22 protein-coding genes are annotated in these 25,955 nt (G+C 65.3%); 7 read left to right on the top strand and 15 right to left on the bottom strand.

Features of this window, described 5'->3' with window-relative positions; all coding sequences use genetic code 11:
* The first annotated feature begins 64 nt into the window (after positions 1-64).
* Positions 65-1,972: a c-type cytochrome gene (locus RM530_RS11235; protein WP_311365324.1), complete on the top strand. Its 1,908-nt coding sequence runs from the start codon at positions 65-67 to the stop codon at positions 1,970-1,972.
* A gap of 25 nt (positions 1,973-1,997) precedes the next feature.
* Here RM530_RS11235 and RM530_RS11230 read toward each other — a convergent pair whose 3' ends face one another.
* Positions 1,998-3,935: a CASTOR/POLLUX-related putative ion channel gene (locus RM530_RS11230; protein ID WP_311365323.1), complete on the bottom strand. Its 1,938-nt coding sequence runs from the start codon at positions 3,933-3,935 to the stop codon at positions 1,998-2,000.
* Between the two features lie 78 nt (positions 3,936-4,013).
* Positions 4,014-5,249 (bottom strand): phosphoglycerate dehydrogenase, encoded by a 1,236-nt coding sequence (serA, locus tag RM530_RS11225; RefSeq protein WP_311365322.1) that lies wholly within the window; start codon positions 5,247-5,249, stop codon positions 4,014-4,016.
* Positions 5,250-5,406: 157 nt separating this feature from the next.
* Here serA and RM530_RS11220 point away from each other — a divergent pair, with 157 nt between their 5' ends.
* On the top strand, positions 5,407-6,489 hold the full coding sequence (locus tag RM530_RS11220) for an alkene reductase (RefSeq protein ID WP_311365321.1): 1,083 nt from the start codon (positions 5,407-5,409) through the stop codon (positions 6,487-6,489).
* On the opposite strand, the gene RM530_RS11215 is transcribed toward RM530_RS11220, so the two are convergent.
* The 4 genes from RM530_RS11215 to RM530_RS11200 all read right to left on the bottom strand — a co-directional run bounded on the left by RM530_RS11215 (position 6,471) and on the right by RM530_RS11200 (position 11,214).
* Positions 6,471-8,207, bottom strand: a complete 1,737-nt coding sequence (locus tag RM530_RS11215; RefSeq protein WP_311365320.1) for a choice-of-anchor B family protein — start codon at positions 8,205-8,207, stop codon at positions 6,471-6,473. The genes RM530_RS11220 and RM530_RS11215 overlap by 19 nt on opposite strands.
* Positions 8,208-8,300: 93 nt before the next feature.
* Positions 8,301-9,284 carry an ArsA family ATPase gene (locus RM530_RS11210; protein WP_311365319.1) on the bottom strand — a complete coding sequence of 328 codons (984 nt, stop codon included), beginning with the start codon at positions 9,282-9,284 and terminating at the stop codon, positions 8,301-8,303.
* Entirely contained in the window at positions 9,275-9,550 is a 276-nt protein-coding gene (locus RM530_RS11205) for a cory-CC-star protein (protein WP_311365318.1), read from the bottom strand. Before RM530_RS11205 ends, RM530_RS11210 begins: the two co-directional genes overlap by 10 nt.
* Positions 9,547-11,214: a carbon starvation CstA family protein gene (locus RM530_RS11200; RefSeq protein ID WP_311365317.1), complete on the bottom strand. Its 1,668-nt coding sequence runs from the start codon at positions 11,212-11,214 to the stop codon at positions 9,547-9,549. The genes RM530_RS11205 and RM530_RS11200 overlap by 4 nt, the downstream gene beginning before the upstream one ends.
* 163 nt (positions 11,215-11,377) lie before the next feature.
* Between RM530_RS11200 and RM530_RS11195 the strand changes: the two genes are divergently transcribed.
* Both RM530_RS11195 and RM530_RS11190 read left to right on the top strand, forming a co-directional pair.
* Entirely contained in the window at positions 11,378-12,304 is a 927-nt protein-coding gene (locus RM530_RS11195) for a peptidylprolyl isomerase (protein ID WP_311365316.1), read from the top strand.
* A 31-nt stretch (positions 12,305-12,335) separates the two neighbouring features.
* Positions 12,336-12,917, top strand: a complete 582-nt coding sequence (locus RM530_RS11190) for an LOG family protein (RefSeq protein WP_311365315.1) — start codon at positions 12,336-12,338, stop codon at positions 12,915-12,917.
* Between the two features lie 40 nt (positions 12,918-12,957).
* Here the strand turns inward: RM530_RS11190 and htpG are convergent, their stop codons facing one another.
* The gene (gene htpG, locus RM530_RS11185) at positions 12,958-14,814 is read right to left on the bottom strand and encodes a molecular chaperone HtpG (RefSeq protein WP_311365314.1); all 1,857 of its coding nucleotides are present in this window, start codon (positions 14,812-14,814) and stop codon (positions 12,958-12,960) included.
* A gap of 184 nt (positions 14,815-14,998) precedes the next feature.
* Here htpG and RM530_RS11180 point away from each other — a divergent pair, with 184 nt between their 5' ends.
* The gene (locus tag RM530_RS11180; RefSeq protein WP_311365313.1) at positions 14,999-15,274 is read left to right on the top strand and encodes a hypothetical protein; all 276 of its coding nucleotides are present in this window, start codon (positions 14,999-15,001) and stop codon (positions 15,272-15,274) included.
* 25 nt (positions 15,275-15,299) lie between these two features.
* Here RM530_RS11180 and RM530_RS11175 read toward each other — a convergent pair whose 3' ends face one another.
* From RM530_RS11175 to RM530_RS11160, 4 genes are read right to left on the bottom strand one after another with little or no spacing between them, the layout of a single operon-like run.
* Entirely contained in the window at positions 15,300-15,908 is a 609-nt protein-coding gene (locus RM530_RS11175) for a PqiC family protein (protein ID WP_311365312.1), read from the bottom strand.
* On the bottom strand, positions 15,908-17,581 hold the full coding sequence (locus tag RM530_RS11170) for a PqiB family protein (protein WP_311365311.1): 1,674 nt from the start codon (positions 17,579-17,581) through the stop codon (positions 15,908-15,910). Before RM530_RS11170 ends, RM530_RS11175 begins: the two co-directional genes overlap by 1 nt.
* A complete protein-coding gene (locus tag RM530_RS11165; RefSeq protein ID WP_311365310.1) occupies positions 17,574-18,212 on the bottom strand; it encodes a paraquat-inducible protein A in 639 nt (212 codons plus the stop codon). The genes RM530_RS11170 and RM530_RS11165 overlap by 8 nt, the downstream gene beginning before the upstream one ends.
* On the bottom strand, positions 18,209-18,817 hold the full coding sequence (locus tag RM530_RS11160; RefSeq protein ID WP_311365309.1) for a paraquat-inducible protein A: 609 nt from the start codon (positions 18,815-18,817) through the stop codon (positions 18,209-18,211). The genes RM530_RS11165 and RM530_RS11160 overlap by 4 nt, the downstream gene beginning before the upstream one ends.
* A gap of 222 nt (positions 18,818-19,039) precedes the next feature.
* Between RM530_RS11160 and RM530_RS11155 the strand changes: the two genes are divergently transcribed.
* Positions 19,040-19,852, top strand: a complete 813-nt coding sequence (locus RM530_RS11155) for an enoyl-CoA hydratase-related protein (protein ID WP_311365308.1) — start codon at positions 19,040-19,042, stop codon at positions 19,850-19,852.
* Between the two features lie 9 nt (positions 19,853-19,861).
* Here RM530_RS11155 and RM530_RS11150 read toward each other — a convergent pair whose 3' ends face one another.
* The 4 genes from RM530_RS11150 to RM530_RS11135 all read right to left on the bottom strand — a co-directional run bounded on the left by RM530_RS11150 (position 19,862) and on the right by RM530_RS11135 (position 24,102).
* Positions 19,862-20,278 carry a group II truncated hemoglobin gene (locus RM530_RS11150; RefSeq protein ID WP_311365307.1) on the bottom strand — a complete coding sequence of 139 codons (417 nt, stop codon included), beginning with the start codon at positions 20,276-20,278 and terminating at the stop codon, positions 19,862-19,864.
* A complete protein-coding gene (locus tag RM530_RS11145) occupies positions 20,275-20,853 on the bottom strand; it encodes a helix-turn-helix domain-containing protein (RefSeq protein ID WP_311365306.1) in 579 nt (192 codons plus the stop codon). The genes RM530_RS11150 and RM530_RS11145 overlap by 4 nt, the downstream gene beginning before the upstream one ends.
* A 53-nt stretch (positions 20,854-20,906) precedes the next feature.
* Positions 20,907-22,529, bottom strand: a complete 1,623-nt coding sequence (locus tag RM530_RS11140; RefSeq protein WP_311365305.1) for a phytoene desaturase family protein — start codon at positions 22,527-22,529, stop codon at positions 20,907-20,909.
* A 103-nt stretch (positions 22,530-22,632) separates the two neighbouring features.
* Complete coding sequence (locus tag RM530_RS11135) at positions 22,633-24,102, bottom strand: NAD-dependent succinate-semialdehyde dehydrogenase (RefSeq protein ID WP_311365304.1); 1,470 nt, start codon at positions 24,100-24,102, stop codon at positions 22,633-22,635.
* A gap of 203 nt (positions 24,103-24,305) precedes the next feature.
* On the opposite strand from RM530_RS11135, the gene astD reads away from it, so the two are divergent.
* Positions 24,306-25,787 (top strand): succinylglutamate-semialdehyde dehydrogenase, encoded by a 1,482-nt coding sequence (gene astD / locus RM530_RS11130; RefSeq protein WP_311365303.1) that lies wholly within the window; start codon positions 24,306-24,308, stop codon positions 25,785-25,787.
* Positions 25,788-25,955 lie beyond the last annotated feature (168 nt).

The following is a 25,955-nucleotide window of genomic DNA, read 5'->3' as shown; positions in this document are numbered from 1 at the left end:
AAGTGCGAGTTCAGCGCTCGCCTGCAAGGCTCGACCTCATCTCCGATCGATTCCGGAACCGCCGATGACGCGTCCCGTCCCCTGGCTCGCCGTGTCCTTGCTCGCGGTGGGCGTCTCCGTGAGTGAGGCCTCGGCCGACTCGAGTGCCGAGCGCGATTTTGCACAAGGCATCGCCGCATGCACCAGTTGCCACGGCGAACAGGGTGAGGGCGGCGACGCGCGCTTTCCCTACTACCCTCGCCTCGCCGGTCAGTCCGCGCCCTACCTGTATCAACAGCTTCGAGCCTTCCAGACCGGCGAGCGCGACTACGCGCTGATGAACCGCATCGTCAGCGACCTGCCTGACGATTATCTGCGCGAGATCGCCAAATACTTCGCCCGGCAGACCCCGCCCAAACTCGATCTGCCGGTGAACAGTGACGCGGCGCAGCTCGAGCTGGGGCGCAAGCTCGTCCAGGAATCCCCGCAGTCCGCGGACGGGAAGGCTTGCATCGAATGCCACGGCGCCACACTGGCCGGCGACAGCCGCGAGCACGCGCCAGCCATCGCCGGCCAGCATCAGCCCTACCTGAGTGCAGCCCTGCAGGACTGGAAAGCCGGCAAACGACCGGACCTCGGCGCCTCCGGAATGGCGGCCATCGCCGCATCGATGAGCGACCAGGAAATCAACGCCGCGGCCGCCTATCTGGCCTCGCTGCCTGTGACAGCGCGACCCGACGAAACGCTGCCCTTGCCGAAACCGGATACCCGCGAAGCCGTGGGTTCCAATGCCCAGGGCATCGCCACCGAGCAAAGCGGCCTGTACTACCCGATGCCCGACACCGCGTCCGACCAGGTTCGGCGCGGCCGCTATCTGGCGATCGTCGGCGACTGCGCCGGCTGCCACACCCAGGACGTGGATCAGCCTTTCGCTGGCGGCGTACGGCTGGACTCGCCGTTCGGTCCTATGTTCGGTCCCAACATCACGCCGCATCCCGAACACGGCATCGGCGGCTGGACTGCCGAGGAATTCCGCGAAGCCATGCTCGACGGTGTGGCGCCCGGCCACAAGTACCTGTACCCCGCCTTCCCGTTCACCAGCTATGCATTGGTCAAGCCGGAGGATGTCGACGCGATCAAGGCCTGGCTGGATACCCTGGAACCGCTGGATGTCCCGAGCCGGGAACACGATTTGCAATGGCCGTTTTCGATGCGCCCGCTGATGCTGGGCTGGCGACTGCTGTTCTTCTGGCCCGATCCGTTCGAGGCCAGCAGCACGCACAGCGACACCTGGAATCGTGGCGCCTATCTGGTCAAGGGGCTCGGCCACTGCGAAGCCTGCCATTCACCACGCAATCTGCTCGGTGCCGGGAAGAACGACGAGGCTCTGGGCGGCGGCGTGGTCGAGCAGTGGCGTGCGCCGAACATCTCCTCCAACCCGGACTACGGCATCGGAAGCTGGAGCCTCGAAGCGTTGCAGACCTTCCTCAAGACCGGGCAGGCGCCGGACCACACCATCGCCGCCGGACCGATGCGCCAAGTGATACATCGCAGCCTGCAATTCCTCACCGACGAGGATCTGCATGCGATCGCCTACTACCTCAAGAATGCCGAGGCGCAGAACGAGTCCGCGCCCGCCGCGACCGCGGAGGCCGGTCCGAACGCGCCGTCCGATCCCAAAACCGGACTCGGCGCCTATGCCGAACACTGCGCGTCCTGTCATGGCCGCGACGGACGCGGCAAGGCCCCCGACTATCCACCGCTGGCCGGCAACCCGACCGTAACCGACGCCGATCCGACCAACGTACTGCGTGTGATTCTCGAAGGCGGATTCGCCGCCGCCACGGACGACGAACCGCATCCGCATTCGATGCCGCCGTTCGGCCCGTCGATGAGCGACGAACAGATCGCCGCGGTCGCCAGCTATGTGCGGTCGAATTGGGGCAACCGCGCATCACCAGCCTCGCCGCAACAGGTCAACGGCCTGCGCTGATCGGCGGTTGGACAGGGCCGGGCAATCAGGCGTTGCCGAGGACCACGATCCGGTCCTCGGGCTCGAAAGCAGCCGCCACGCTGCGATCCGGGTTGAGCTGCAGCCGCTGGCCGCTGCCCAGACCGGGACGGTACAGACCAAGCGCAATGTCACCGGCCGCCGCCACCGCCGCCGCCACATCCGCGAAGCTGCGCCGACCCGACAGACCGTAACGCTCCGGGGGCAGGAACGAGACGTCGGCGCCGCCGGCACCGAACAGGACTTCGAATACCGCGCGCAGTTCTCGGCGCAGCGCCACCTGCGCCAGCATGTGGCTGAGCAGCAGCGGACCCACCAGAATCTCGTCGCGGGTTTCGCCGACGATCTTCTCGTTGCTGGCGTCCGACAGTTCGACCAGAACCTGGGGTCGGCGCGATGCACCCCGAAGGATCTGGCGCAGCACCAGGTAGCCGACCACGGTGCGCGCATCGGCCTCGACCTCGCTGGCCAGCACGTCGCTGCTGGCCAGCAGCACGCAGTCGTAATCCGCCGGCGACAAGGCACGCAGTTCGGTCTCGACCAGAAAGTCGGTTTCGAACTGGCGGCTCGGCGCAAGCTTGCTGCCCAGCGCATAGCGCTGGATCGCCGCATCGCGCTGCGCCGCCGGCAGCACCGAGACGAAGTCGACCTCGAAGCGATCCTCGTCGTGCGCCGCCAACTCGCTGAGCATCGCCGGATGGCGGTCGTTCCAGCCCAGCACCAGCACGCGGCGCGGCGCCTGCGAGCGGCGCGCCGCCTTCTTCGGCGTGATGGCCGGGGCCAGCGGGCCGGTCGCGCCGCGCCATTCGGTATCGGCATAGTCGACGGCCAGCAACACCAGAGTATCTTCAGCCCGTACGGGCATGCCTGGGTCCGGACAGAGCTGCGCCTGATGCACGCCGTCGACTTCACGCACCAGTCCGCACAGCAGAGCGTTCGGAAAGCCTGCCGCGAGCTCGCCGAAGCGTCGCCCGGCGGCCGCCGGAAACTGCCTGACGTAGAACTCGTAGCCGACGCTGTGCGTCAGCACCTCGGCGTAGAACAGGGCCAGCCCCGGCTGGCGCAGGTTCTGCGCGATCAGGCGGCTCAGCGCCGCGTCACTGGCGATAACCTCGAGCGGCCCGTGATACGCGCTGCGCGCCACCGATACCTTGCGCGCGTCCTGAAGCTCGGCCACGACATACGGCGGCGCGCGCCCGGCCGCCAGCGCCTCGCCCTCGATCGTCATCAAGGTCTTGACGGTCTGCACATCCGAGGAGATCAGCTCGCTCTCGCCGAACACCTCGCTGGGCAGAATGATCGCCGAGGCCGTGCCGCAGGAGACACGCTGCAGATGCTCGACATTGAGCGCGTTGCCGGAGCGCAGCACGATGTCACGCGCGCGGCGGCCGATCGCGGGATCGTCGCGCAGGGCCTGCGCCTGCGCCGCGCTCATTTCCTGGGCCAGGATCACCAGTTGCAGAGAACGCGTGCCGCGGCTGCGCAGGAAGCGGCGCAGCCGCCCGGTCGACAGCATCAGCTCGCGCACCACCGGCGTGGTGCGATTGGTCCAACCCAGAATCACGACATGGCCTCGCGTTGCCACCGGCGTGAGCCCCTGTTCGAGCTGACGCATCTTGGTGTTGAGCCATTGCGTGAGAATCGCGACCAGTGCGCCGAGAAACACCACGTAGCCGCTGATCGTCAGGACCGTGGACACCGTGCGCCGCCAGGCACCGACATCGTCGCCAAGGTAGCCGGGGTCGGTCAGCCGCAGGAACGCCCACCACACCGCGCCGCCGGTGTCATCCAACGGCGCGCCGGTATCGATGACGGCGAGCCCGCCGATCAGCGAGATCAGCCCGATCAGCGCCGCCACTGCCAGCAACTGATAGTGCGGGCCCTTGACGAACTGCCGTTCCAGAAAGAACTTGAGACGATCCCAGAACGGAATGCGCGGTGTCATCGACTGCTCCAAGTCACGGGAGCCGACACTGTACTCAGCCGAGCGCAAACCCGCCCGGCCGAATCAGGAACAGGACTGCTAGTAAAGCAGCCGCGTCTTCAGCGTTCCCGGAATCGCCGCGAGGCCGTCCTTGAGCTGCCTGGCCTGTGCTTCCGAGGCGCTGACATCGATCACCACGTAGCCGACCTTGCCGCGCGTCTGCAGGAACTGCGCATCCACGTTGACTTCACCGGCCGAGAACAGCTCGTTGATGCGACTGAGCATGCCCGGCACGTTCTCGTGGATGTGCAGCAAGCGGCGGCTGTCCATGTGCTCCGGCAGCGACACTTCGGGAAAGTTCACGGCCGACAGGGTTGAACCGTTGTCGCTGTAGCGCACCAGTTTGGCGGCCACTTCCAGGCCGATGTTCTGTTGCGCCTCGCCGGTGGAGCCGCCGATGTGGGGCGTCAGAATCACGTTGTCCATGCCCACCAGCGGCGATTCGAAAGGATCGCTGTTGCCGGTCGGTTCCACCGGGAACACGTCGATCGCGGCACCGGCCAGATGCTTGCTGCGCAGGTGCCCGGCCAGCGCATCGATATCGACCACGGTGCCGCGCGAGGCGTTGATCAGCACCGCGTCCTGCTTCATCGCAGCCAGCTGCGGCTCAGCGATCATCATGCGCGTGGACGGCGTTTCCGGCACGTGCAGGGTCACGATGTCGGCACGCGCCAGCAGATCATCGAGACTGGCGGTGGCTCTGGCATTGCCAAGTGCGAGCTGGGTCTCGATGTCGTAATAGATCACGCGCATGCCCATGCTTTCGGCGAGCACACCGACCTGCGTGCCGATGTGGCCATAGCCGACGATGCCGAGCACCTTGTCGCGCACTTCGTAGCTGCCGGCCGCGCTCTTGGCCCAGCCGCCACGATGGCAGACCATGTTCTTCTCGGGGATGCGGCGCATCAGCATCACTGCTTCGGCGATCACCAGCTCGGCGACGCTGCGGGTGTTCGAATACGGCGCATTGAACACCGGGATGCCGCGTGCCTGCGCGGCATCGAGCGCGACCTGATTGGTGCCGATGCAGAAACAGCCCACCGCCATCAACCGACGGGAATTCTGGAAGATATCGGCGGTGAGGTGGCTGCGCGAGCGGATGCCGACGATATGCGCATCGGCCACAGCCGCGGCCAGCTCGGCGGGCGGCAGCGACTTCTCGTGATACTCGATGTTGCTGTAGCCCGCGGCACGGAAGGTCTCGACGGCGGTCGGGGCCAGGCCCTCCAACAGCAGAACCTTGATGTCCTCTTTGGGAAACGAGGTGGTGGTCATGGCGGCGCTCAGTTCCTTGCAGTCCCGGAAAAAACGGGGCGCAACTATGCCAGAACGGGCGGCGCTTTGCGCCCGACGGCATCAACGACAAAATTCATCTCCAAGTGCGATCCGATTTCGTATAGTGACTCACCCCTTCCCGACACCGGAGCTTCGGATGACCGCCCCATCCCCCTTGTTCGACCCGATTTCAGTCGGTGCCCTGAGGCTCGCCAACCGCATCGCGATGGCACCGCTGACGCGCAACCGCGCCGCGGACGGCAATGTTCCCACCGACTTGCATGCCACCTACTACGCGCAGCGCGCCAGCGCCGGCCTGATCATCAGCGAAGCGACCCAGATCAGTCCCTTGGGCCAGGGCTATCTGCGCACGCCGGGAATTCATTCGCCGGAACAGGTCGCCGGCTGGCGCAGGGTCAGCGAAGCGGTGCATGCCGCCGGCGGACGCATGGTGATCCAACTGTGGCATGTGGGCCGCATCTCGCACCTGAGCCTGCTGCCCGAGGGCGAGGTGCCGGTGGCGCCGTCCGCGATCAGGGCGAACACCAAGACCTTCATCGAAAGCGGGTTCGCCGACGTCTCCGAGCCCCGGGCGCTGCGCCTGGACGAGATTCCCGCGATCGTCGAGGACTATCGCCGCGCCGCGCGCAACGCCATGGACGCCGGATTCGACGGCGTGGAGATCCACGGCGCCAACGGCTACCTGATCGATCAGTTTCTCAAGGATTCCAGCAACCGGCGCGACGACGAGTACGGCGGCAGCGTCGAAAACCGCACGCGCTTTCTGTACGAGGTGGCACAGGCCGTGACCGCCGAGATCGGCGGCGAGCGCACCGGCCTGCGGCTATCGCCGGTGAGCCCTGCCAATGACGCCTACGACAGCGATCCGCAGGCCCTGTTCGGCCGCGCCGTGGAACGGTTGGCGCCGTTCGGGCTGGCCTATATCCACGTCATCGAAGGCGCGACCCAAGGCCCGCGCGACCTCAAGGGCTTTGACTTTCTGGCGCTGCGCCGGTCGTTTGCCGGCGCGTGGATCGCAAACAATGGCTACGACGGCGCGATGGCGGCGGCAGCAATCGAGAGCGGCGCAGCCGATATGGTGGCCTTCGGGCGCGCCTTCATCGCCAACCCCGATCTTCCAAGACGCCTGCGCGAAGGCGCGCCGCTGAACGAACCGAACCGCGACACCTTCTACGGCGGCGGAGCCGAGGGCTACACCGACTATCCCGCCTTGGACTGAATCAGGCGGCGCGCCAGGCCGGCGAGGCCGAGCAGGCATAAGGCCAGCGATGGCAGCGCACCGCCGTCGTCTCCGACCTCGCGCACTTCGTCACCGGCGAAGGATTCGATATCGGCCTTGGCGAGATTGTCCGCAGGACTGGGGTCGGCGCTGTCGGCATAGGCCATCGCGACCGCCGGCAGCACACCCGAACCATTCACCTCAACATTGAGCAGAAAGCTCAGACTCTCACCAGCCTGCATCAAGGCCAGTCGGCACTGTACGACGCGGCCGACCGGGCCGCAGTTCGCAGCGCCAGGGGCGTCGATCAGCGACCAGGCTTGGCCGCGCGGCAGATGTGCCGTCATCAGCACATCGTAGGCATCGTCCGAACCGGCATTGCTCAGATTCAGCTGGACCGACGGGCTTTCGGGCACGCCGACCGATTCCAGGCTGAGGTTCAGATCGGCGCCGTCCTGATCGGCAATGCGCGGCAGCACCACGAACAGACCATCCTCGATGTCGCTGAGCAGCGTGCGACCGCTGGCGAAGCGATAGTTGCTCCAGGTGCCCTCGAATACCGTCGCATCCCGTGAAGGCTGGGTATCAAAATAGCCGGCCTCGACCGGATTCAGCGGGTCCGCGATGTCGAGGATGCGCAGGCCGGCGGTGTAGTTGGTCTGGTAGAGCCAGCGCCCTTGCACGTAGTTGTTGTGGTCGATCGACAACGTCGGCGCTTGGTACTCGGCGGCCAGCGTGATCGCATCGAGATCGCTCACGTCGAACACGCGCAGATGCGTGCGTGAGCCGGTGTCGTATTCGTCCAGCTCGTCGTTCAGGAACAGGTAGCGGCGATCCTCGGACAGCCAGACCTGATGCGTATACTCGGCGCCGACATAGCCGACGCGGGCGACCAGCGACGCGGTGGCCGGACCATCCTCCACGTCGAACACCGTGAGCGTGTCCTCGTCCGCGCCGAAGCACAGCTCGCGACCGTTGTAGTCGGTATCCGGACCGTCGTAGTCGATGCACTGCGCATCGTGAACGTAGCCGTCGAGATCGATGCGTCCCAGGGCGACCGGGTTTACCGGGTCTTCGCTCAGGTCGAGCATCAGCAGGCCGCCGCTGGAATTGCTGCCGGAATTGCCATTGCCGACGGCAAATGCGTGACCGCTGGTTTCGTTGATGACGATGTTGTGGGCGTGGCCGAAACCGTCGTAGCGACCGTCCTCGTCGAACACCGCATCGCCGGCCGGTGCGCCCACCAGACGCCGCAGATCGAACACCTGCAGTCCGTGACCGTCGGCTTCGCTGACGATGTAGGCGTAGCCGGCATAGGTCTTGATGTCGCGCCAGCTGGAACCGCCGCAACCTTCGTCGTGATGGCACTTGAAGTCATTACCGTTGGCGCCGTCGCTGGCCGGCAGGCGACCCAGCAGCTCCGGCGCGGCCTCGCTGCCGATCGGCGGCAGTCGCACGAAGGCGGTGCCTTCGATCATGCCGACCAGGGCGTATTCGGTGCCGAAACCATCGGTCCAGCCCCAGACGTCGTTGAGCGACTCGCCCGCGATACCGCCCAGTTCGGCCGGGCTCAGATGAGCCAGCAGATCGACATGGCTACAGGCATAGCCTTTGGCCGTGCCATCGACACATTCGGTTTCATGGGCGGCCGCCGGATACGTCGCAGCAAGCAGGATCAGCATGGCGAGCGGCGCGAGCCCGCGAACGAGAAGTTTCATCATGAACCCCGGGAATTCTTGTGCCGATGCTACGACAAACCGGCGCCGGAACGGCGTACCGAGAGGATTTGACGAACTTTGCGGCCGGCGCCGCTATGCGTCGGCGAACTGCACAGACAACGCTACCAGTGCCTCGGCGCCAACCAGATCGTTCGGCATCAACGGCAGCTCCAGACGTTCCAAATCCGGTAGCTGTTGCTGCAGCGTGTCCAGATGCAGCGACTCCTGGCGCCAGCGTTCGGCAAGAAAGCCACCGGCATCGCGCGGCGAACGCTTGTTGATCACCAGCCCGCCGACGGCGAGGCCAGCCTTGTGCAGTTGCGCGTGCAGCTCGATGGTCTCCAGCACCGGCAGGCGTTCCGCGGTCAGCACGATGACAAAGGCCGTGGACTCCATGTCGGCCAGCCGTTCGCGCAGACGCTCGAAGCGCTGGCGGCGCTGCAACAAGACCTGGCGAATACGCTGGTCGCGGCTCTGCGATTCGCCGCCGGCACCAAACACCCGATCTTCGACGTCACGCGCGCCGAGATTGGACAGCGCGGTGGTGAATCGCTCCGCGCGCTTGCGACGCAGCAGCAGACCGTCGGTCCAGGCCGCCATCATTTCCGGCAAGGCCAGCAGCCGCGCGGTGTGACCGGACGGCGCCGTATCGACCACGACGAGATCGTGGCTGTCCTGCGCGCCTTCGATCGTCTGCGCGAGCTTTTCCAGCAGAGCTGCCTCGTGCAGACCGGGCGCCTCGCGCGACAATGCCAGATGCTTGTCCACCTCGCCGGCCAGATGCGGCGGCATCAGGCGCCGCAGCTCCCGGCCTACGCTGTCCAGATGCGCATCGGCCACCGCCTGCGGGTCGAGCTCCACCGCGTCCAGACCCGCCTCCACGCGCACCGGATCGGGGCCGATCGAACGTCCCCACAGATGGCCGAGATTGTGCGCCGGATCGGTTGAAACCAGCAGTACGCGTCGTCCCTCGCGCGCCATCGCCAGCGCGGTGGCGGCCGCGATCGTGGTCTTGCCGACGCCGCCCTTGCCGCCCACCAGCAACAGGCGCCGTTCGCGCGCCAGTGTCAGCAGCATGAGATGTACTCCAGCGGCGAATGCGGCATGCCCATGCGGCGGTGCCAGTCATGAAAGCGCTCGTACAGCAGCGGCATCAGTTCCAGGCAGTACCACTGCGCCGGATTCGGCAGGCCCAGGGCCTCGCCGAATACCAGCAGCATGAACAAATCGTCCTCGTCGCGGCGTGCGCGGGCAAAGGTTCGCCGATACGGCACAGCGTAGAAATCACGCAGACCGGCGCCGAACGCGGCGGTGAAGCGGCGCCAGGCGGGTGGCTCGTTCACACGGGCGAACTCGCGTTCGCTGCCACGCCGCGCCGCATCGCCACCGCCGCTTCGAGGGCGACCCACAGCGCCGCGATCAGAATCACGATATCCATGCCCAGCAGCAACCAGTTCTGCGCCGCATAGAACTGTCCGAGCTGCACGATCAGCGCATAGACCGACATCACCAGCACGAAGATCAGCGGAACCACGGTGTAGATCGCCGGGCGCTGCTGCTTGATCAGAATCACCGAGACGATCGCCAGGGTCAGCCCGGCCAGCAGCTGGTTGGTGGTGCCGAACAAGGGCCAGATCACCATGCCGCCGGAGCCCTCGGCACCGGCACCGAAGGACAAGGCCAGACAGACGCCCAGCGCGATCAGCGTGCCGAGCAGACCGTTGACCTTGAGGCCCAGCAATTCGCCGGCCTCCTGCACCACATATCGCTGCAGGCGCAAACCGGTATCCATGGTGGTGGCCGCGAACAGGATCGCCATCACCGCGAGCACCGTGGCACCCAGATCGGCCGGCAGCCCCAGGCCTTGCGTGAGAATCGTATCGCCGCCCTGGACGAAGGCGTTGACGCCACCGCCCTGCCATTTGTTATACACACCGGACCAGGCATCGACATCCGGAAAGCCGGCGACGCAGCAGATGATCGCGGCCAGCGCGAGCATGCCCTCGCCCACCGAACCGAAGTAGCCGACGAAGCGCCCATCGGTTTCCTTGTCGAGCTGCTTGGAGCTGGTGCCCGAGGCCACCAGGCCATGGAAACCGCTGATGGCACCGCAGGCGATCGTCACGAACAGCAAGGGCAGCAGACTGGGCGTGCCTTCCGGCACGGCGTGGTTGATCGCCGGCGCCACCACCTCGGGCGCGCAGATCAGCACGGCCACGTAGAGCAGCCCGAGACCCACGAACAGCTGCAGACCGTTGATGTAGTCGCGCGGTTGCAGCAGCACCCACACTGGCAGCAGCGAAGCGATGCCGGCATAGACGAACAGCAGGATGATCCAGGCCGTCTTCGACCCCATGCCGAACACGCTGTCCGGCAGGGCAATCGGATAGGCGCTGCCGAGCAGGATCATGCCGTAAAGCACCACCACGCCGATGATCGACGGCCACAGCAGCTTCATCTTCACGCGGTAGATCAGCTGACCGATCATCAAGGCCACCAGCACCGCCCCCCAGACCGGAATCACTGCGGTCGGCGTGGACACCAGCAGATTGGCGATGACCACGGCGAACGCGGCGTTGACCATCAGCAGCAGCAGGAAGATCACGACCAGGAACAGATTGCGCGCCCGCCCGCCGATCACCGTGCCGGTGAGCGAACCGATGGACTGCCCCTTGTTGCGCACGCTGGCCCACAGCGCGCCGAAGTCATGGGCGCCGGCCATGAACACCGTACCGATCACGACCCACAGGAACGCCGGCACCCAGCCCCAGATCACGGCGATGGCAGGACCGACGATCGGCGCCGCGCCGGCCACCGAAGTGAAATGGTGTCCCCACAGCACGAACTTGTTGGTCGGCACGTAGTCGATGCCATCCTCGAACTCGTGCGCCGGCGTGCGGAAGTTCTCGTCCAGCCTGTAGATTCTCGTGGCGAGAAATCGTGAATAGAAACGATAGCCGAGCAGCATCACGGCCAGCCCCACCACCAACAAGACGATCGCGTTCATGCCTGAACTATCCTCCGGCGTCGTTCTTTACATCGATTATTGCAAGCCCACCATTTTCCCGCGTGCACTCCGGGAAGACCATATCGACCAAGGTCGTATGCCTGAAGTGACGATCGGTAGAGAACGCGCTAGCGTTGCAACAACATCTCACCGGAATTTCCCGATGTCCACTCGCGCTCGCTCGTTCCGCCTGTCTCTGCTGGCGCTTGCCACCGGACTCGCTGTTTCAGGGCCGACGTTCGCCACAACTTCCGCCGAGATCCTCGAAGACTCTGAACCCTCCGACTGGAGGCGTCCAGCAGACGCCCATCTGCTGTACATGGAACTCGCCGCAGGCCGCGTCATCATCGAACTCAATCCGACGTTCGCGCCCGCCGCTGTCGCCAACATCAAGGCACTGGCCGCCAAGGGCTATTACGACGGACTATCGATCATCCGCGTGCAGGACAACTACGTGACGCAGTGGGGCGACCCCAAGGCTGATACCGGCGCAGCTCGCCAGGAGCCGCTGGCGGACAAGCCGATTCCCGCCGAATACGCCATTCCCTGGAATGAAACCCTGTCGTTCACGCCGCTGCCGGACGGAGACGTCTACGCGGCCGAGGTCGGCTACATCGACGGTTTTCCGGCGGCTCGCGACGCGCAGCACAAGGCGGTCTGGCTGACGCATTGCTACGGCATGGTCGGCGTTGCACGCGGCACGGAACCCGACAGCGGTAGCGGGTCCCAGCTCTACGTGGTGATCGGTCACTCCCCACGCCAGCTGGACCGCAACATCACCCTGGCCGGCCGCGTGCTGCAGGGCATGGAATACCTGTCCGCCCTGCCGCGCGGTCACGGCACGCTCGGTTTCTACGAGGGCGACGAGACGATGCCGACGATCCGCTCGGTCCGCATCGCGGCCGACTTGCCGCCGGCTGCGCGCACGCCATTGGAAGTGCTGCGCACCGACATCGAAACCTTCGGCCGCTATGCCGAATCACGGCGTTCACGGGACCTGGGCTGGTTTGTCGAATCCACCGACAAGATCGAGGTTTGCAATGTGGGGGTGCCGGTGCGGCCGGCCACTCCGAAAGGCGCGGCCGAATAGGAACAAGTCGCGCAGTACGAAGAGGAATCAGATGAGAAGCGTCTGCGTATTTCTGGGCTCCAGCATCGGCGCTCGTGACGACTATCGAGAAGCCGCAATCACCATCGGCGCCGCGCTGGCCGAACAAGGCCTGGAACTTGTCTATGGTGGATCGCGGGTCGGCCTGATGGGAGTGATTGCAGATTCCGCACTGCACCGCGGCGGCAAGGTCCATGGCGTGATTCCGCGTGTGCTGGTCGACAAAGAGGTGGCGCATACCGGGCTGACCGAGCTCGAGGTCGTGGACTCGATGCACACGCGCAAGAAGCGCATGGCTGACCGGGCTGACGCCTTTGTCGCCCTGCCCGGTGGCATGGGCACGCTGGAGGAACTCACCGAGGTCCTGACCTGGGCGCAACTGGGCATACACGCCAAACCCTGCGGCCTGCTCAATGTGGCCGGGTACTTCACGCCGTGGCTGCGTTTTCTCGATCACGCCGTCGCGGAGCAGTTTCTGAAGCCGGCGCACCGCGCCCTACTCATTGCGGACGCCGACCCGCAGCGCCTGCTTCACCGCTTGAGAACGCAGCCGCATGGCGACTCGGCGGGCCCGCTGGCGGGCGACGTTCGCTGAACCCGATTCGCCGCCCGGCCGAGCGGGCCCCGCGTCTTCCCTACAGAATGAGCCGGCTTTCGGTCTGTTGCAGGATCAGCTTGTTGAGGCGCTTGACGAAGCCGCTGGGGTCGTCGAGCTGACCGCCTTCGGCGAGCACAGCCTGGCCGAACAGCACCTCGGCGAGGTCGCCGAAGCCCTCGCCCTCGGCCTGTTTGAGACGCTCCACCAGCGGATGCTCGGGATTGATTTCGAGGATCGGCTTGGTCTCGGGCGCCGCTTCTCCGGCCTGTTTGAGGATTTCCAGAAGCTGGCGCGACATGCCGTTCTCCGGAACTACCAGACAGGACGGCGATTCGGTCAGGCGGGCCGACAGGCGCGCCGATTCGATGCGCCCACCGAGTGCCTCCGGCAGCTTGCCGACGACCTCGGCGAACTCGGCCTCGAAGCGCGCCTTGTCCGGCGTCTCTATCTTGCCGGCCGCTTCCGCGTCTCCGCGCGCGGCGGATTCCAGCGGCTTACCGTCGAACTCGGTGAGGTGGGTCACCACCCATTCGTCGACGCGGTCGGCCAGCAGCAGCACTTCGTAGCCGGCCTTGCGGAAGCCTTCCAGATGCGGGCTGTTCTTCAGCGCGGGCAGCGACTCTCCGGTGAGATACAGGATCTTCTCCTGGCCCTCGGGCATGCGCGACACGTAATCAGCCAACGTCACGGTCTGCGCGGCGCTGTCCTGCGTGGAATTGAAACGCAGCAGCTTGGCGATGCGCTCACTGTTGGCCGGGTCTTCGACCACGCCTTCCTTGAGCACGCGGCCGAACTGCGTCCAGAACTTGGCGTAGTCCTCGGGGCGCTTTTCGGCCATGTCGTCCAGCAGATCGAGCACGCGCTTGACCAGCGCGCTGCGAATCTTGTCGACCACGCGGTTGGACTGCAGGATTTCGCGCGACACGTTCAGCGGCAGGTCCGCGGTATCGACCAGACCGCGCACGAAGCGCAGGTAGTTCGGCAGCAGTTCGTCGGCACGGTCGAGAATGAATACCCGCTTCACGTACAGCTTCACGCCATGCTGCTGCTCGCGGTTGTACAGATCGAACGGTGCCTGCGACGGGATGTACAGCAGCGAGGTGTATTCGAGATTGCCTTCGACGCGGTGATGCGCCCAGGCCAGCGGCGGCTGGAAGTCGTGCGCGATGTGCTGATAGAAGCCGGTGTAGTCCTCGTCACTGAGTTCGGACTTGGGCCGTGTCCACAAGGCGCGCGCCTCGTTGAGCACGCGGGTTTCGGCGTCGCCCTCGCCTTTGAGGCGAATCGGCAGACCGATGTGGTCAGAGTACTTGCGCACCACGTTCTCGAGCCGCATCGGCTCCAGGAATTCCTTGTCGTCGTCTCGGATATGGAGCACGACTTCGGTGCCGCGATCTTCCTTGTCACAGGCTTCGAGGCTGTATTCGCCCTCGCCTGCGGACTCCCAGACCACCGCTTCGTCGGCACCGGCACGTCGGGTCCGCACGGTGACCTTGTCGGCGACGATGAAGGCCGAATAGAAGCCGACACCAAATTGGCCGATCAGCTGTGAATCCTTGGCCTGATCGCCCGAGAGCTGCTCCATGAACTGCCTGGTGCCGGAGCGCGCGATGGTGCCGAGGTTGTCGATGACTTCCTGACGAGACATGCCGACACCGTTGTCGCGCACCGTCAGCGTGCCGGCTTCCTTGTCGATCGCCAGTTCCACGGCGAGTTCGTCGTCGCCGGCCAATTCCGGCTGCTGGATCGCCAGAAAGCGCAGCTTGTCGCAGGCGTCGGAGGCATTCGACACCAGCTCGCGCAGGAAGATCTCCTTGTTCGAATACATCGAATGGATCATCAGGCGCAGCAGTGATCGGGTTTCGGCCTGGAATTCGTGACGTTCTGCGGACATGGCGTGCCTTGCGGCTCCTCGCGGTGAATGGGTCGAGGCTTCATGGGGGTTTTGCGGCGCCGTTCAAGGGTGCGCCCATGACTTTCAGCCCCGCAGCGGCGGTGCAACCGGACTGACGCCGGTCAATGTCCAGCGCCGCGCCGGGCTTCATGATGGCGCTTCACCCAACCATCCGGAGTAAGCGATGAGCCATGAAGACGTTCGCAGCCTGAAAGATGTCGAAAGCCTGGAGCAGGCCTACCAGGAGCTGGCGCTGCAGGCGCACCTGCTGAAAAGCGAGGCGAAGGACCGCTGGACCTCGCTGAAAGCCGATTGGGTTCGCCTGCAACAGGAGCTGGCGCCGACACGTCAGGCTGGGCAGCACGCGGCCCAGGAAATCGGCAGCGCCGCCAGCCTGCTCGCGAAATCGGTCCGCGAGAGTCTGGCCGAACTGCGCCGTTCGCTACCGGGCTCGCACTGAGGGTCTTCGGGCCCGCTTCGGCGGGTCAGGGACAGCTCGCGGCCTGGGCCGTTGCCATCTGCCGCAAACTGGCGGCGATGGCGTCCGCGATCCGGACCACGGCACGCTGATGGCCTTCCACCAGCGCCGGGAAACCGGCCGTCACCGGCTCCTCGGTGCGCGTCTTGCAGACCAGCGGTGCGGCCCCCGTATCGAGCTTGCGTACCGACCAGGTGGCCTCGATCAGGGCGCTGCGGTCCAGATAGGACTCGAAGCGGTTCAGCTCGACCTTGATGCGGTAGATCGCCGCGTCGCGGGTCCGCGGTAAACCGTATACGTCGGCGGTCCCCAGTTCGCGCGTCAGCCGGTTGGAGATCGCGCTGCGTACCTCGTCCGCCACCGGCGCGATCCAGCGCCGGGTTTCCAGCAGCAGTATCTCGCCGCCGCCCCGGCGCAACACCATCTGCGGCCCGTCGATCTGCGTCGGCGTCTCCACCGGCAGCATCTCGATCTGATACGGCGCGCCGGCCACGCCCGTGGCTGGCATCGCGGAATCCGGCGGTATCAAGGTGTAGAACTGGATCGGCTCGGAAGCGCAGGCCGCGACACCGACGATCAGCACCGCCATCAGCAGAAACCGGGCTCGCATGCTCATCATTCGTTCGGGAAGTTGTCGGTGGGATCGGGGTCGTTGGCCTTGCCTCGGATCAGCGATTCGGGATGCCGTTGCAGATAATCGGTCAGCGAGCGCATCGAACGCGCCGCCCGATCGAGTTCGTCCAGCGTCTCGGTGAGGTTCTGCTGCAGCGGCGCATCCGGTTGCGCCAGACTCTGGTTGGCCGCATTGACGGTGGCGCGCACATCCTCGAGCAGCCGGCGTAGTTCTGGCGTGACCTCTCCGTCGATCTGCCGCAGCAGATCACGCGCGCTGCGCACGGTGTCGCTGAGGTCGCGCCCGATGTCGCGGAACGGGATCTCGTCGAGCCGGTCGACGATGTCGGCGACCTGCTGCTGAATCTGGTCGAAGCTGGCCAGCGAAGTCGGCACCTCCAGCGGCTGACCATCGTCGGCGGCGACCATCATCGGCTTGGCCTTGGCCTCGAAGGCGAGCGCGATATAGAGCTGGCCGGAGATCAGGTTTCCGGTACGCATCTGGGCGCGCAGACCTTGATTGACCATGTCCGTGAACACTTGGCGATCGGCATTGATCGGCTGCTCATCGCCGTGGTCGTGGTCGACGACGCCGTCCCGCAGTCCGCGATAGGCACGGCCGAGACGTTGTGGATACACCGTGGCATCGATCAGGGCCGCGAACTGCTTCTTGTCGCGATCGTATTCGAGTTCGATGCCGGAGACAGTGCCGATCTCGATACCCTGGAAATCCACCGGAGCGCCCACGGCGAGCCCGCGCACGGACTGGAAGAAGCGCATGCGCAATTTCAGCTGATCGCCGTCCGGAGGCGCCAGCGCCGAATTTTGGTCGGAGAACAGCGGAAAGGCCGCATCCATGTCGGCCATCTCACCGGGATCGTCACCGGGCAGCGACTGGAAGGCGACGCCGCCGACCAGCACCGTGGCCAGCGACTGGGTATTGACGCGCACGCCGCCAGTGCTCACCGAAACGTCCACGCCGCTGGCATTCCAGAACCGCGAACGGTTTGTGACAAAGCGATCGTAGGGATGATCCACGAACACCTGGATCGTGACATTGCGGCCGTCCGGATTGAGATCGAAGCCGACCACGCGACCGACCGGAATACGGCGGTAATACACCGGCGAGCCGATGTCGAGTGAGCCCAGGTCGGAACTGCGCAACTGGAAGCGTTTGCCCTGCTGATCGTTGGTCACGGCCGGTGGCACTTCGAGGCCTTCGAACTCGGTACGCGCCTTGTCCGACTGGCCGACATCGACACCGATATAGGCACCGGAGAGCAGCGTTCCCAGGCCGGAGACGCCGCCCATGTCGACGCGCGGGCGCACCACCCAGAACCGCGAATCCTCGACCGCCAGCGATGCGGCCTCCTTGCTCAGGTCGACGTGCACGATCACGAATTCATGATTGGCTTCCAGCTCGGCCGAGCTGACCTTACCGACCACCACGTCCTTGTACTTGACCTCGGTCTTGCCGGGCTCGATGCCTTCGGCGGTATCGAAGGTAATGGTGATGCTGGGCCCGGCCTGAAGGTAAGCGCGCACCACCAGCACCAGACCGACCAGCGCCGCGACCAACGGCACCAGCCACACCAGCGAAACGCTCCAGCGTCCCGGCGTGGCGAGTTCGGGTTCGGGCAGCTCGGCGTCGCGGGAAATGTCGTCTTGCTCAGTCATTGCGGGGTGCTTTCGGGGAATCCCAGGTCAGGCGCGGGTCGAAACTCAGGGAGGCCAGCATTGTCAGCACGACCACGGCACCGAAGGCCATCGCGCCCGGGCCGGCGTCGACGCGCGCCACCGACTGGAAGTGGACCAGCGCCGCCAACAAGGCGACGACAAATACGTCCAGCATCGACCAGTGCCCGATGAACTCGATCATACGATACAGCTTGGCGCGCTCCGGGCGACGCCAATCGCTGCCACGCTGCGCCGTGATCAGCAGCAGCGCCAGTACCGCGATCTTGAATATCGGCACCACGATGCTGGCGACGAACACGATGATCGCAAGATCGATCGAACCGGACCGCCACAACACCACCACGCCGGACAGTATCGTGTCCGCATGGCTGTCGAACAGGGTCGCGGTCTTCATGATCGGCAGCAGGTTCGCCGGAATATAGAGCAACGCCGCCGCCAGCAGCAGCGCCCAGGTGCGGCTGATGCTGGCCGGTTCGCGGCGATGCAGACTGGCCCGACAGCGCGGGCAATGGCTGTGGTCGGCGCCGATGTCACGGCTCACCAGACCGCAGGCATGGCATCCGAGCACACCGAGATCGCGTGCCTCGACGACCCCGCCCCGGGCGCTCACCGGCGCGCTCCGTCGGCGATTTCCCAGAGCCGGCGCAGGTCGAAGCCGGTCAGCGTGGTCAGCAGCAGCGTGAGAATGCCGAAGGCCCACAGGCCGATGCCCGGAATGACTTCAGCCAGGCCCGCCAGCTTCACCACCGACACCAAGGCACCGAGCAGGAACACCTCGACCATGCTCCAAGGCTGCACCAGCCGCAGTGCGTGCATCGCGTCGCTAAAATGGACCGGCACGCGGCCGCGGCGCAGCGCCGGCAACACGTGCAGGAACAGCGCAATCTGGCCCAGCGGAAAGAAGAACACGGTGGCGGCCGCCAGCGCCGCGACCACACCGACGCCGGAATTCCAGGTCGCCATGATCGCACCCCACAGCGTCGCTTCGCTGGCCACGCCCTGAACTTCGATGCGCACGATCGGATAGACGTTGGCGATCACGAACACGATCAAGGCCGCCAGTGTCAGCGCCAGCATCGCGTTCAGATCGTAGCGCTGATCGCGATACAGCTCCGCGCCACAACGCAGGCAGCGCGCGATTTCGCGACGGGCCAGCGCGCGTCGCCGGTAGACCGCATCGCAGTGCTCACAGACACAAAGCGGCTGTGTCGCCATCGACAGTCCTGGTTCGGCACGAATTATGAGAGCGTTCCGGGAACGCAGCGGCCAGACCGCCGGCCCCCAAAACATGACCGTTGGCTTGGGGGAAGGCTCCCGGACGCCAACGGCAGGTACTACTATAGTGCTGCAAATGGCGGGTTTCCGCGACCGGACGCCACCTGAATCCCTGACAGGAATCCATAACAAAAAGGTCGCGCCAGAACCGAGGAGACACTCATGCGGACTGCCGAAACCATCGCCCCGACACTCGCCAACAAAGCCGACGAAGTCCTGATGGAGAAAATCGGTGATCACATCGCGCTGGTCACGCTCAACCGTCCCGATGTGTGCAATGCCGTCAACGTGGAGATGTCGCGCAAGATGCTGCGCATCGTCTGGTTGATCGAGCACGATCCGGAAATCCGCGTGGCCGTGCTCACCGGCGCCGGAAACAACTTCTCTGCCGGCGCCGACCTTACCGAACTGTGCCAGGGCCAGGGGCGCAACATCGCCGACGGGCCGGCCGGTTTCGGCGGCTTCGTGTTCGCCGCACGCAGCAAGCCCTGGATCGCCGCCGTGCACGGACATGCACTGGGCGGCGGTGCCGAAATGGTGCTGGCCTGTGAAATGGCCGTTGCCGGTCAGAACTCGACCTTCGGCCTGCCGGAAGTCAAACGCTGCCTGGTGCCGGGCGCTGGCGGCGCCTTCCGTCTGCCGCGCTCGATCCCGCGCGTGTTCGCCAACCAGCTGGTGCTGACAGGCGAGCCGATCTCGGCACGAAAGGCCGAGCAGTTCGGGCTCGTCAACATGATCGTCGATGACGACAAGGTGCTCAACGAAGCGCTCAAGCTGGCGCGCAGCATCGCCTCCAACGCACCGCTGGCGGTGCAGGAAGCGATGAAGCTGCTGCGCATGGCCGAAGATCACGATGACGACGAGCTTGCCCGCAACACCATTCGCTCGATCGGTCGTCTGATGCACACCGAGGATTTCCGCGAAGGTCCGCGTGCCTTCCTGGAGCGCCGCGACGCGGTCTGGAAAGCTCGCTGATTTCGCGCGTCAACCGGGCGAACCGGGCTCCGCGCGATTGCGCATCCAGTCCGCCGTCTGCAGGAACGACTGCCGCAGCCGCTGATGGAGCCGCTGCGGCAGTTTGCATTGTGTCATCGCCTCATCCATGCAGCACAGCCACTGATCGCGTTCCTGCACCCCGATAGAGAACGGCAGATGGCGGGCACGCAGACGTGGATGCCCGAAGCGCTCCACGAAGTAATCCGGCCCACCGCTCCAGCCACACAGAAACCAGTAGAGCTTGTCGCGTGAACCGTCCAGCGACGGCGGATGCAGCGCGCGCAGCACACGAAACCGTGCATCGGTGTCCATGCGTGTGTAAAAGGCATCGACCAGAGCGCGCACACCCGCGTCCCCTCCAAGCTGCCGGTACAGCGTAGGCTCGTTCGACTCTGCCGCACTCATGCTTCCGGCCCCGCCATCGACACCGGCACCACCACCGACAGCGCCACGGCATTGATCGAGCCGCGATTCACGTAGGAATGTGCCTGATCGCCCGGAAACGCGAACACATCGCCGACACTCACCACGAACACCTCGCCGGCGACCAGCACCGAAACCTCACCCTCGATGGTATGCAGGTATTCCTTGGTCCCGAACACGTGCGCGGTGCCGCGCATCGTCGCCTGCGGTTCGATGCACACGCGCGTGATCTCCAGTCCACGTACACGTTCCGGCAAGAGGTCGGCCACTTGCACGCGGCCGCTCGCGCGCAGACGTACCGGAACCTGCGCGGCCGGCACCAGCACGCAGGCATTGCGCGGGCGCGCCAGCAATTCCTCGATGCCCACACCCAGCGCGGCAGACAGACGCGCGAGATTGGCCAAGGAAGGATTGCCGGCGCCTGATTCGATGTGCGCGATCGTCGAACGTGGAATTCCTGCCAGCACAGCCAGCCGCGCCTGCGACAGATTGCGTCCACGGCGCAATGCCAGAACGTTGAGGGACAGATTGGCGGCGGCGTCGGTACTCATCGGCATCGGCTGTCGGATATGTCCAATATTTTGGACTTGTTGACGTTATATTGCCAAGCCTAGCGACGCCGGAATACTCCGCCGCGCAGATCCTTGATGATCTCGGCTGCGGCATTGTGTCCCGGCGCACCGGTGACGCCGCCGCCGGGATGCGTGCCCGAACCGCACTGGTACAGACCGCTGATCGGCGATCGATAGTCCGCGTAGCCCAGCATCGGCCTCGCCGAGAACATCTGGTCCAGACTCAGGGCACCGTGAAAGATGTCTCCGCCGATCAGGCCGAAGGTCCGTTCCAGATCGAGCGGGCTCATGACCTGCCGACCCAGCACCGAGGCCTTGAAATTCGGTGCCTGCGCGGTGACGGTGTCGACGATCAGGTCAGCGACCGTTTCGCGGTGCTGGTCCCAGCTCGATCCGTCCGGCAACTCCGGCGCGAAGTGCTGGCAGAACAGACTGGCGACGTGCTGTCCCGGCGGCGCGAGGCTGTCGTCCAGGGTGGATGGAATCAGCATTTCGACCACGGGCCTGCGTGCCCAGCCGTGCGTGCGCGCATCGAAATAGGCCTGCTCCATGTAACGCAGATCCGGCGCCAGGATGATGCCGGCGGTGTGATGCTCGGCCAGCTCGCGCCCGGGCAGGCAGCGGAAGTCCGGCAGTTCCGACAGGGCTACGTTCATGCGGAAGGTGCCGGAGCCGCAACGCCATTGTGCGATCCGTTCGCGGAACTCGGCCGGCAGCACCGCCGGGTCGATCAGCCGCTGAAACAGCAGTTTGGGATTGAGGTTGGAGATCACGATCGGTGCACGCAGCACCGCGCCCTGTTCGGTCACCGCGCCCACCGCCCGGCCGTTCTCGACCAGCACTTCGCGGACCGCGCTGTTCACGAGGATGGTCGCTCCACGCGCCTGCGCGGACTTCGCCATCGCCTGCGTGATCGCGCCCATGCCGCCGATCGCGTGGCCCCAGGCGCCCTTGTTGCCGTTGACCTCGCCAAACACGTGATGCAACAGCACGTAGGCCGAGCCCGGCGAGTACGGACTGGCGTAGTTGCCGACGATGCCATCGAAACCGAAAGCCGCCTTGATCGGGTCGGATTCGAACCAGCCGTCGAGATAGTCGCCGGCCGAGATCGAGAACAGGCGCAGCAGCTCGCGGCGCTGATCCTGATTCAAACGGCGCAGGCGTCCGCCCAGTCGCGCGGCACGCAGCAGTTCGGGCAATGCGGCGCGCCACGAGCCGGCAACGACGTTGGGCGGCCTCTGCAACACCAGTTCACGCAGCAGATCGGCAATGCGATCGAGCCTCTCTGCGTAATCCGGAAGCCGCGCGGCATCCCGCGCCGAAAATCGGGCGACCTCGTGCGCGGTTTTGCCGGCGCCGATCTTGAGATAGCGGCCGTCCGCCGTCGGCAGGAAATTGGACAGCCGACGCTCGACGATGCGCAGACCGTGCACCGCGAGTTCCAGATCGCGGATCACCTTGGGGTCGAGCAGCGATACCGTGTAGGACGCCACCGAATTGCGGAATCCCGGGTGGAATTCCTCCGTCACCGCAGCGCCGCCGACCACACCACGACGCTCCAGCACCCTCACCTTGAGGCCGGCTGCCGCCAGATAGGCGGCGCAGACCAGACCGTTGTGGCCACCGCCGATGATCAGGGCATCGCAGTCAGGTTGCGGCATGGGATTCAGGGGCATGTCCGGGCAGGCGAGCATTGCCCGGAACCACCGGCCCGCGCAAACGCCCGGTGTCAGTGGCGCCGCAACTCCAGGCGCGCGGCGAGGATCAGATGCCGGCCATGCACAGGTACTTCAGTTCCATGTATTCGTCGATCCCGTACTTGGAGCCCTCGCGCCCCAGACCGCTGGACTTGACGCCGCCGAACGGCGCCAGCTCGGTCGAGATCAACCCGGTGTTGATGCCGACCATGCCACTTTCGAGCCCCTCCGACACTCGCCAGACACGCGAGACATCGCGCGAATAGAAATACGAGGCCAGGCCGAACTCGGTGTCGTTGGCGAGTCGCAAACCTTCGTCCTCTGTCTCGAACTTCACCAATGGCGCGACCGGCCCGAAGGTTTCCTCGCGCATCGGCAAGGCGTCGGCAGCAACGCCGGTCAACACCGTGGGCGGAAAGAACGTGCCCTCCCCGCGCTTGCCACCCAGCAGCAGCCTGGCGCCGCGATCCAGACAGTCCGCGATGTGGCGCTCCACCTTGTCGACCGCGCTCGGACTGATCAGCGGACCGATCTTCACACCCTCATCCAGACCATTGCCCAGCTTGAGTCCCGCAGCGGCGGCGGCCAGCTTTTCCGCAAATTCGTCATGGATGCCGGCCTGCACGTAGAAGCGATTGGTGCAGACGCAGGTCTGACCGGCGTTGCGGTATTTGGAGGCGATTGCGCCCTCCACCGCAGCGTCGACGTCGGCATCGTCGAACACCAGGAACGGCGCGTTGCCGCCAAGTTCCAGCGAGAGCTTCTTGAGCGTACCGGCACTCTGGCTCATCAGCTGCGCACCCACTTCGGTGGAACCGGTAAACGACAGCTTGCGCACGATCGGACTGTCGGTGAAAGCCTTGCCGATCGGACGCGACTTGCCGGTGATGACCGAGAACACACCCTCAGGCACACCGGCCTCCTCGGCGAGCACAGCCAGAGCCAGAGCCGAAAACGGCGTCGCGTCCGAGGGCCGCGCCACCATCGCGCACCCCGCCGCCAGCGCCGGCCCGAGCTTGCGTGTGATCATCGCCGCCGGGAAGTTCCACGGCGTGATCGCCACCGCCACCCCGATCGCCTGCTTCAGCACCAGTATCCGGCTGTCGCGCTGATGCGCCGGAATCACGTCGCCATAGGCCCGCTTGGCTTCCTCGCCGAACCACTCGATGAACGAAGCCGCATAACTGATCTCACCACGGCTTTCGGTCAGCGGCTTGCCCTGCTCGATCGTCATCAGCTTCGCCAGATCGTCCTGATTGCTCATCATCAGATCGGCGAAGCGCCGCAGCACCGCGGCGCGCTCCTTGCCGGTGCGCGCACACCAGTCGACCTGCGCGGACTCGGCGGCCTCGATGGCACGCATCGCCTCGGCCTCGCCCATGTTCGGAACGCGGCCGATCAGCTCACCGGTCGCCGGATTGTGAACCTCTAGTGATTCGCCACCATCGGCACCAATCCAACGGCCCGCGATATACGCCTTTTCGCGAAACAGCGAGGCGTTCTTCAATTCGGGGGGTGTCGACTGTTTCTCGGTCATGGCTGCACCTCCGGTTGTTTTTCGTGGATGGTCGTTTGCTGTGGCCGCCGACGCACGTCTCTCCGGGTGGTGAACCGCCCGTTCATGCCTCTGTCACGCTGTGCTTCGGTATCCTAGCTCCATCCATTCCTGCACGGCGCTGCCCTGCTTGTTGGCTTTGCCTCGCCGCTGCATACCGAATCCCGAGACAACGTCCAAGACCCATGAACAACGATTCGATCTATCTCGCAGGCCACTGGGCTCCCGGCGGCGGCGCCGAATTTTCGAGTATCGACCCGAGCAGCGGCGCAACACTTTGGACTGGCAATGCCGCCACACCGGACGACGTGAATGTAGCCTTCAAGTCCGCCCGCGCCATTGCCGGCGCCTGGGGCACGCGCCCGTTCGCGGAACGCGAAGCCATCGTGCGACGATTCGCCGAACTGCTGGCTGAACACAAGGAATCGCTCGCCAGCACCATCGCCCGCGAAACCGGCAAGCCGTTGTGGGAAACCCGCACCGAAGTCGGTGCGATGATCAACAAGGTCGATCTTTCGGTAAAAGCCTACTGGCAGCGCACCGGCGTGAGCGAAAACCGGAATGGCGCCGTACTCAGCGCGATCCGCCACAAACCGCACGGCGTGGTCGCCGTGTTCGGACCGTACAACTTTCCGGGACACCTGCCGAACGGCCATATCGTTCCGGCCCTGCTGGCCGGCAACTGCGTGGTCTTCAAGCCCAGCGAACAGACCCCGCTGGTGGCGATCGAAACCGTGAAGCTGTGGCATGAGGCCGGCATACCCGAAGGCGTGTTCAGCCTGCTGCCGGGCGAGCTGGAGACCGCCGAGTCCATCGCCCAGCACCCGCAACTGGACGGCCTGTACTTCACCGGCAGCTCACGCACCGGCGGCATCCTCAACCGTCAGTTCGCCGAAATGCCCGGCAAGATCCTGGCGCTGGAAATGGGCGGCAACAACCCGCAGGTGGTCGGCAAGATCAACGACATCGTGCCCGCAGTCTACGACGTGATTCAGTCCGCGTATCTCTCCAGCGGCCAACGCTGCACCTGCGCGCGCCGCCTGTTCGTGCCGCAAGGCCCTGAAGGCGATTTCTTCATCACCGTGCTGGTCGACGCCATCCGCAAGATCATGGTCGGTCGCTGGAACGACGATCCGCAACCATTCATGGGCCCGCTGATTTCCGCGACCGCTGCACAGCAACTGCTTGATGCCGAGCAGGAATTGGTAGACCTCGGCGCCGAAGTGCTGGTACCGATGCAGCGCCTGCCCTACGGCGAAGCCTTCCTCACACCGGGCCTGCTCGATGTGACGCGCATCGACGATCTGCCGGACGAGGAACACTTCGGCCCGCTGCTGAAAGTCATCCGCTACGATGACTTCGACGACGCGATCGCCCAGGCCAACGCCACACGCTACGGCCTGTCGGCCGGTCTGCTGTCCGAAGACCAAGCGCAGTGGAACCATTTCTACGCCAACATTCGCGCCGGCATCGTCAACTGGAATCGCCCGACCACCGGCGCCTCCGGCGCCGCACCGTTTGGCGGCGTTGGCGAATCCGGCAACCATCGCGCGGCCGCGCTCTATGCCGCCGATTACTGCGCCTACCCGGTCGCCTCGATGGAAGCGCCGAAATCCGAACTGCCGGCGCAACTCCCGCCCGGCATCGAGCTGGGGCCGGAGGTCTAGCGGCGGAGGTTCATCCCGCGCTTGAATCGCACATTGCTCATCCAGCAGCCGAACGGTTGCATCAGTTCGGATAAACGGCGCCAGCGAAGCTCGACACGGCCAAACAAGCGGAAGACACTAGAGTGAATTTGAGGGTGTCGGGTCGGGGGGGCTTTCGCCGTGCAGCTC

The organism is Banduia mediterranea, from assembly GCF_031846245.1.
In the GTDB taxonomy this organism is placed as follows: domain Bacteria; phylum Pseudomonadota; class Gammaproteobacteria; order Nevskiales; family Nevskiaceae; genus Banduia; species Banduia mediterranea.
Note: the sequence above shows the minus strand (reverse complement) of the source record. Positions and strands in the feature narration are given on the sequence as shown.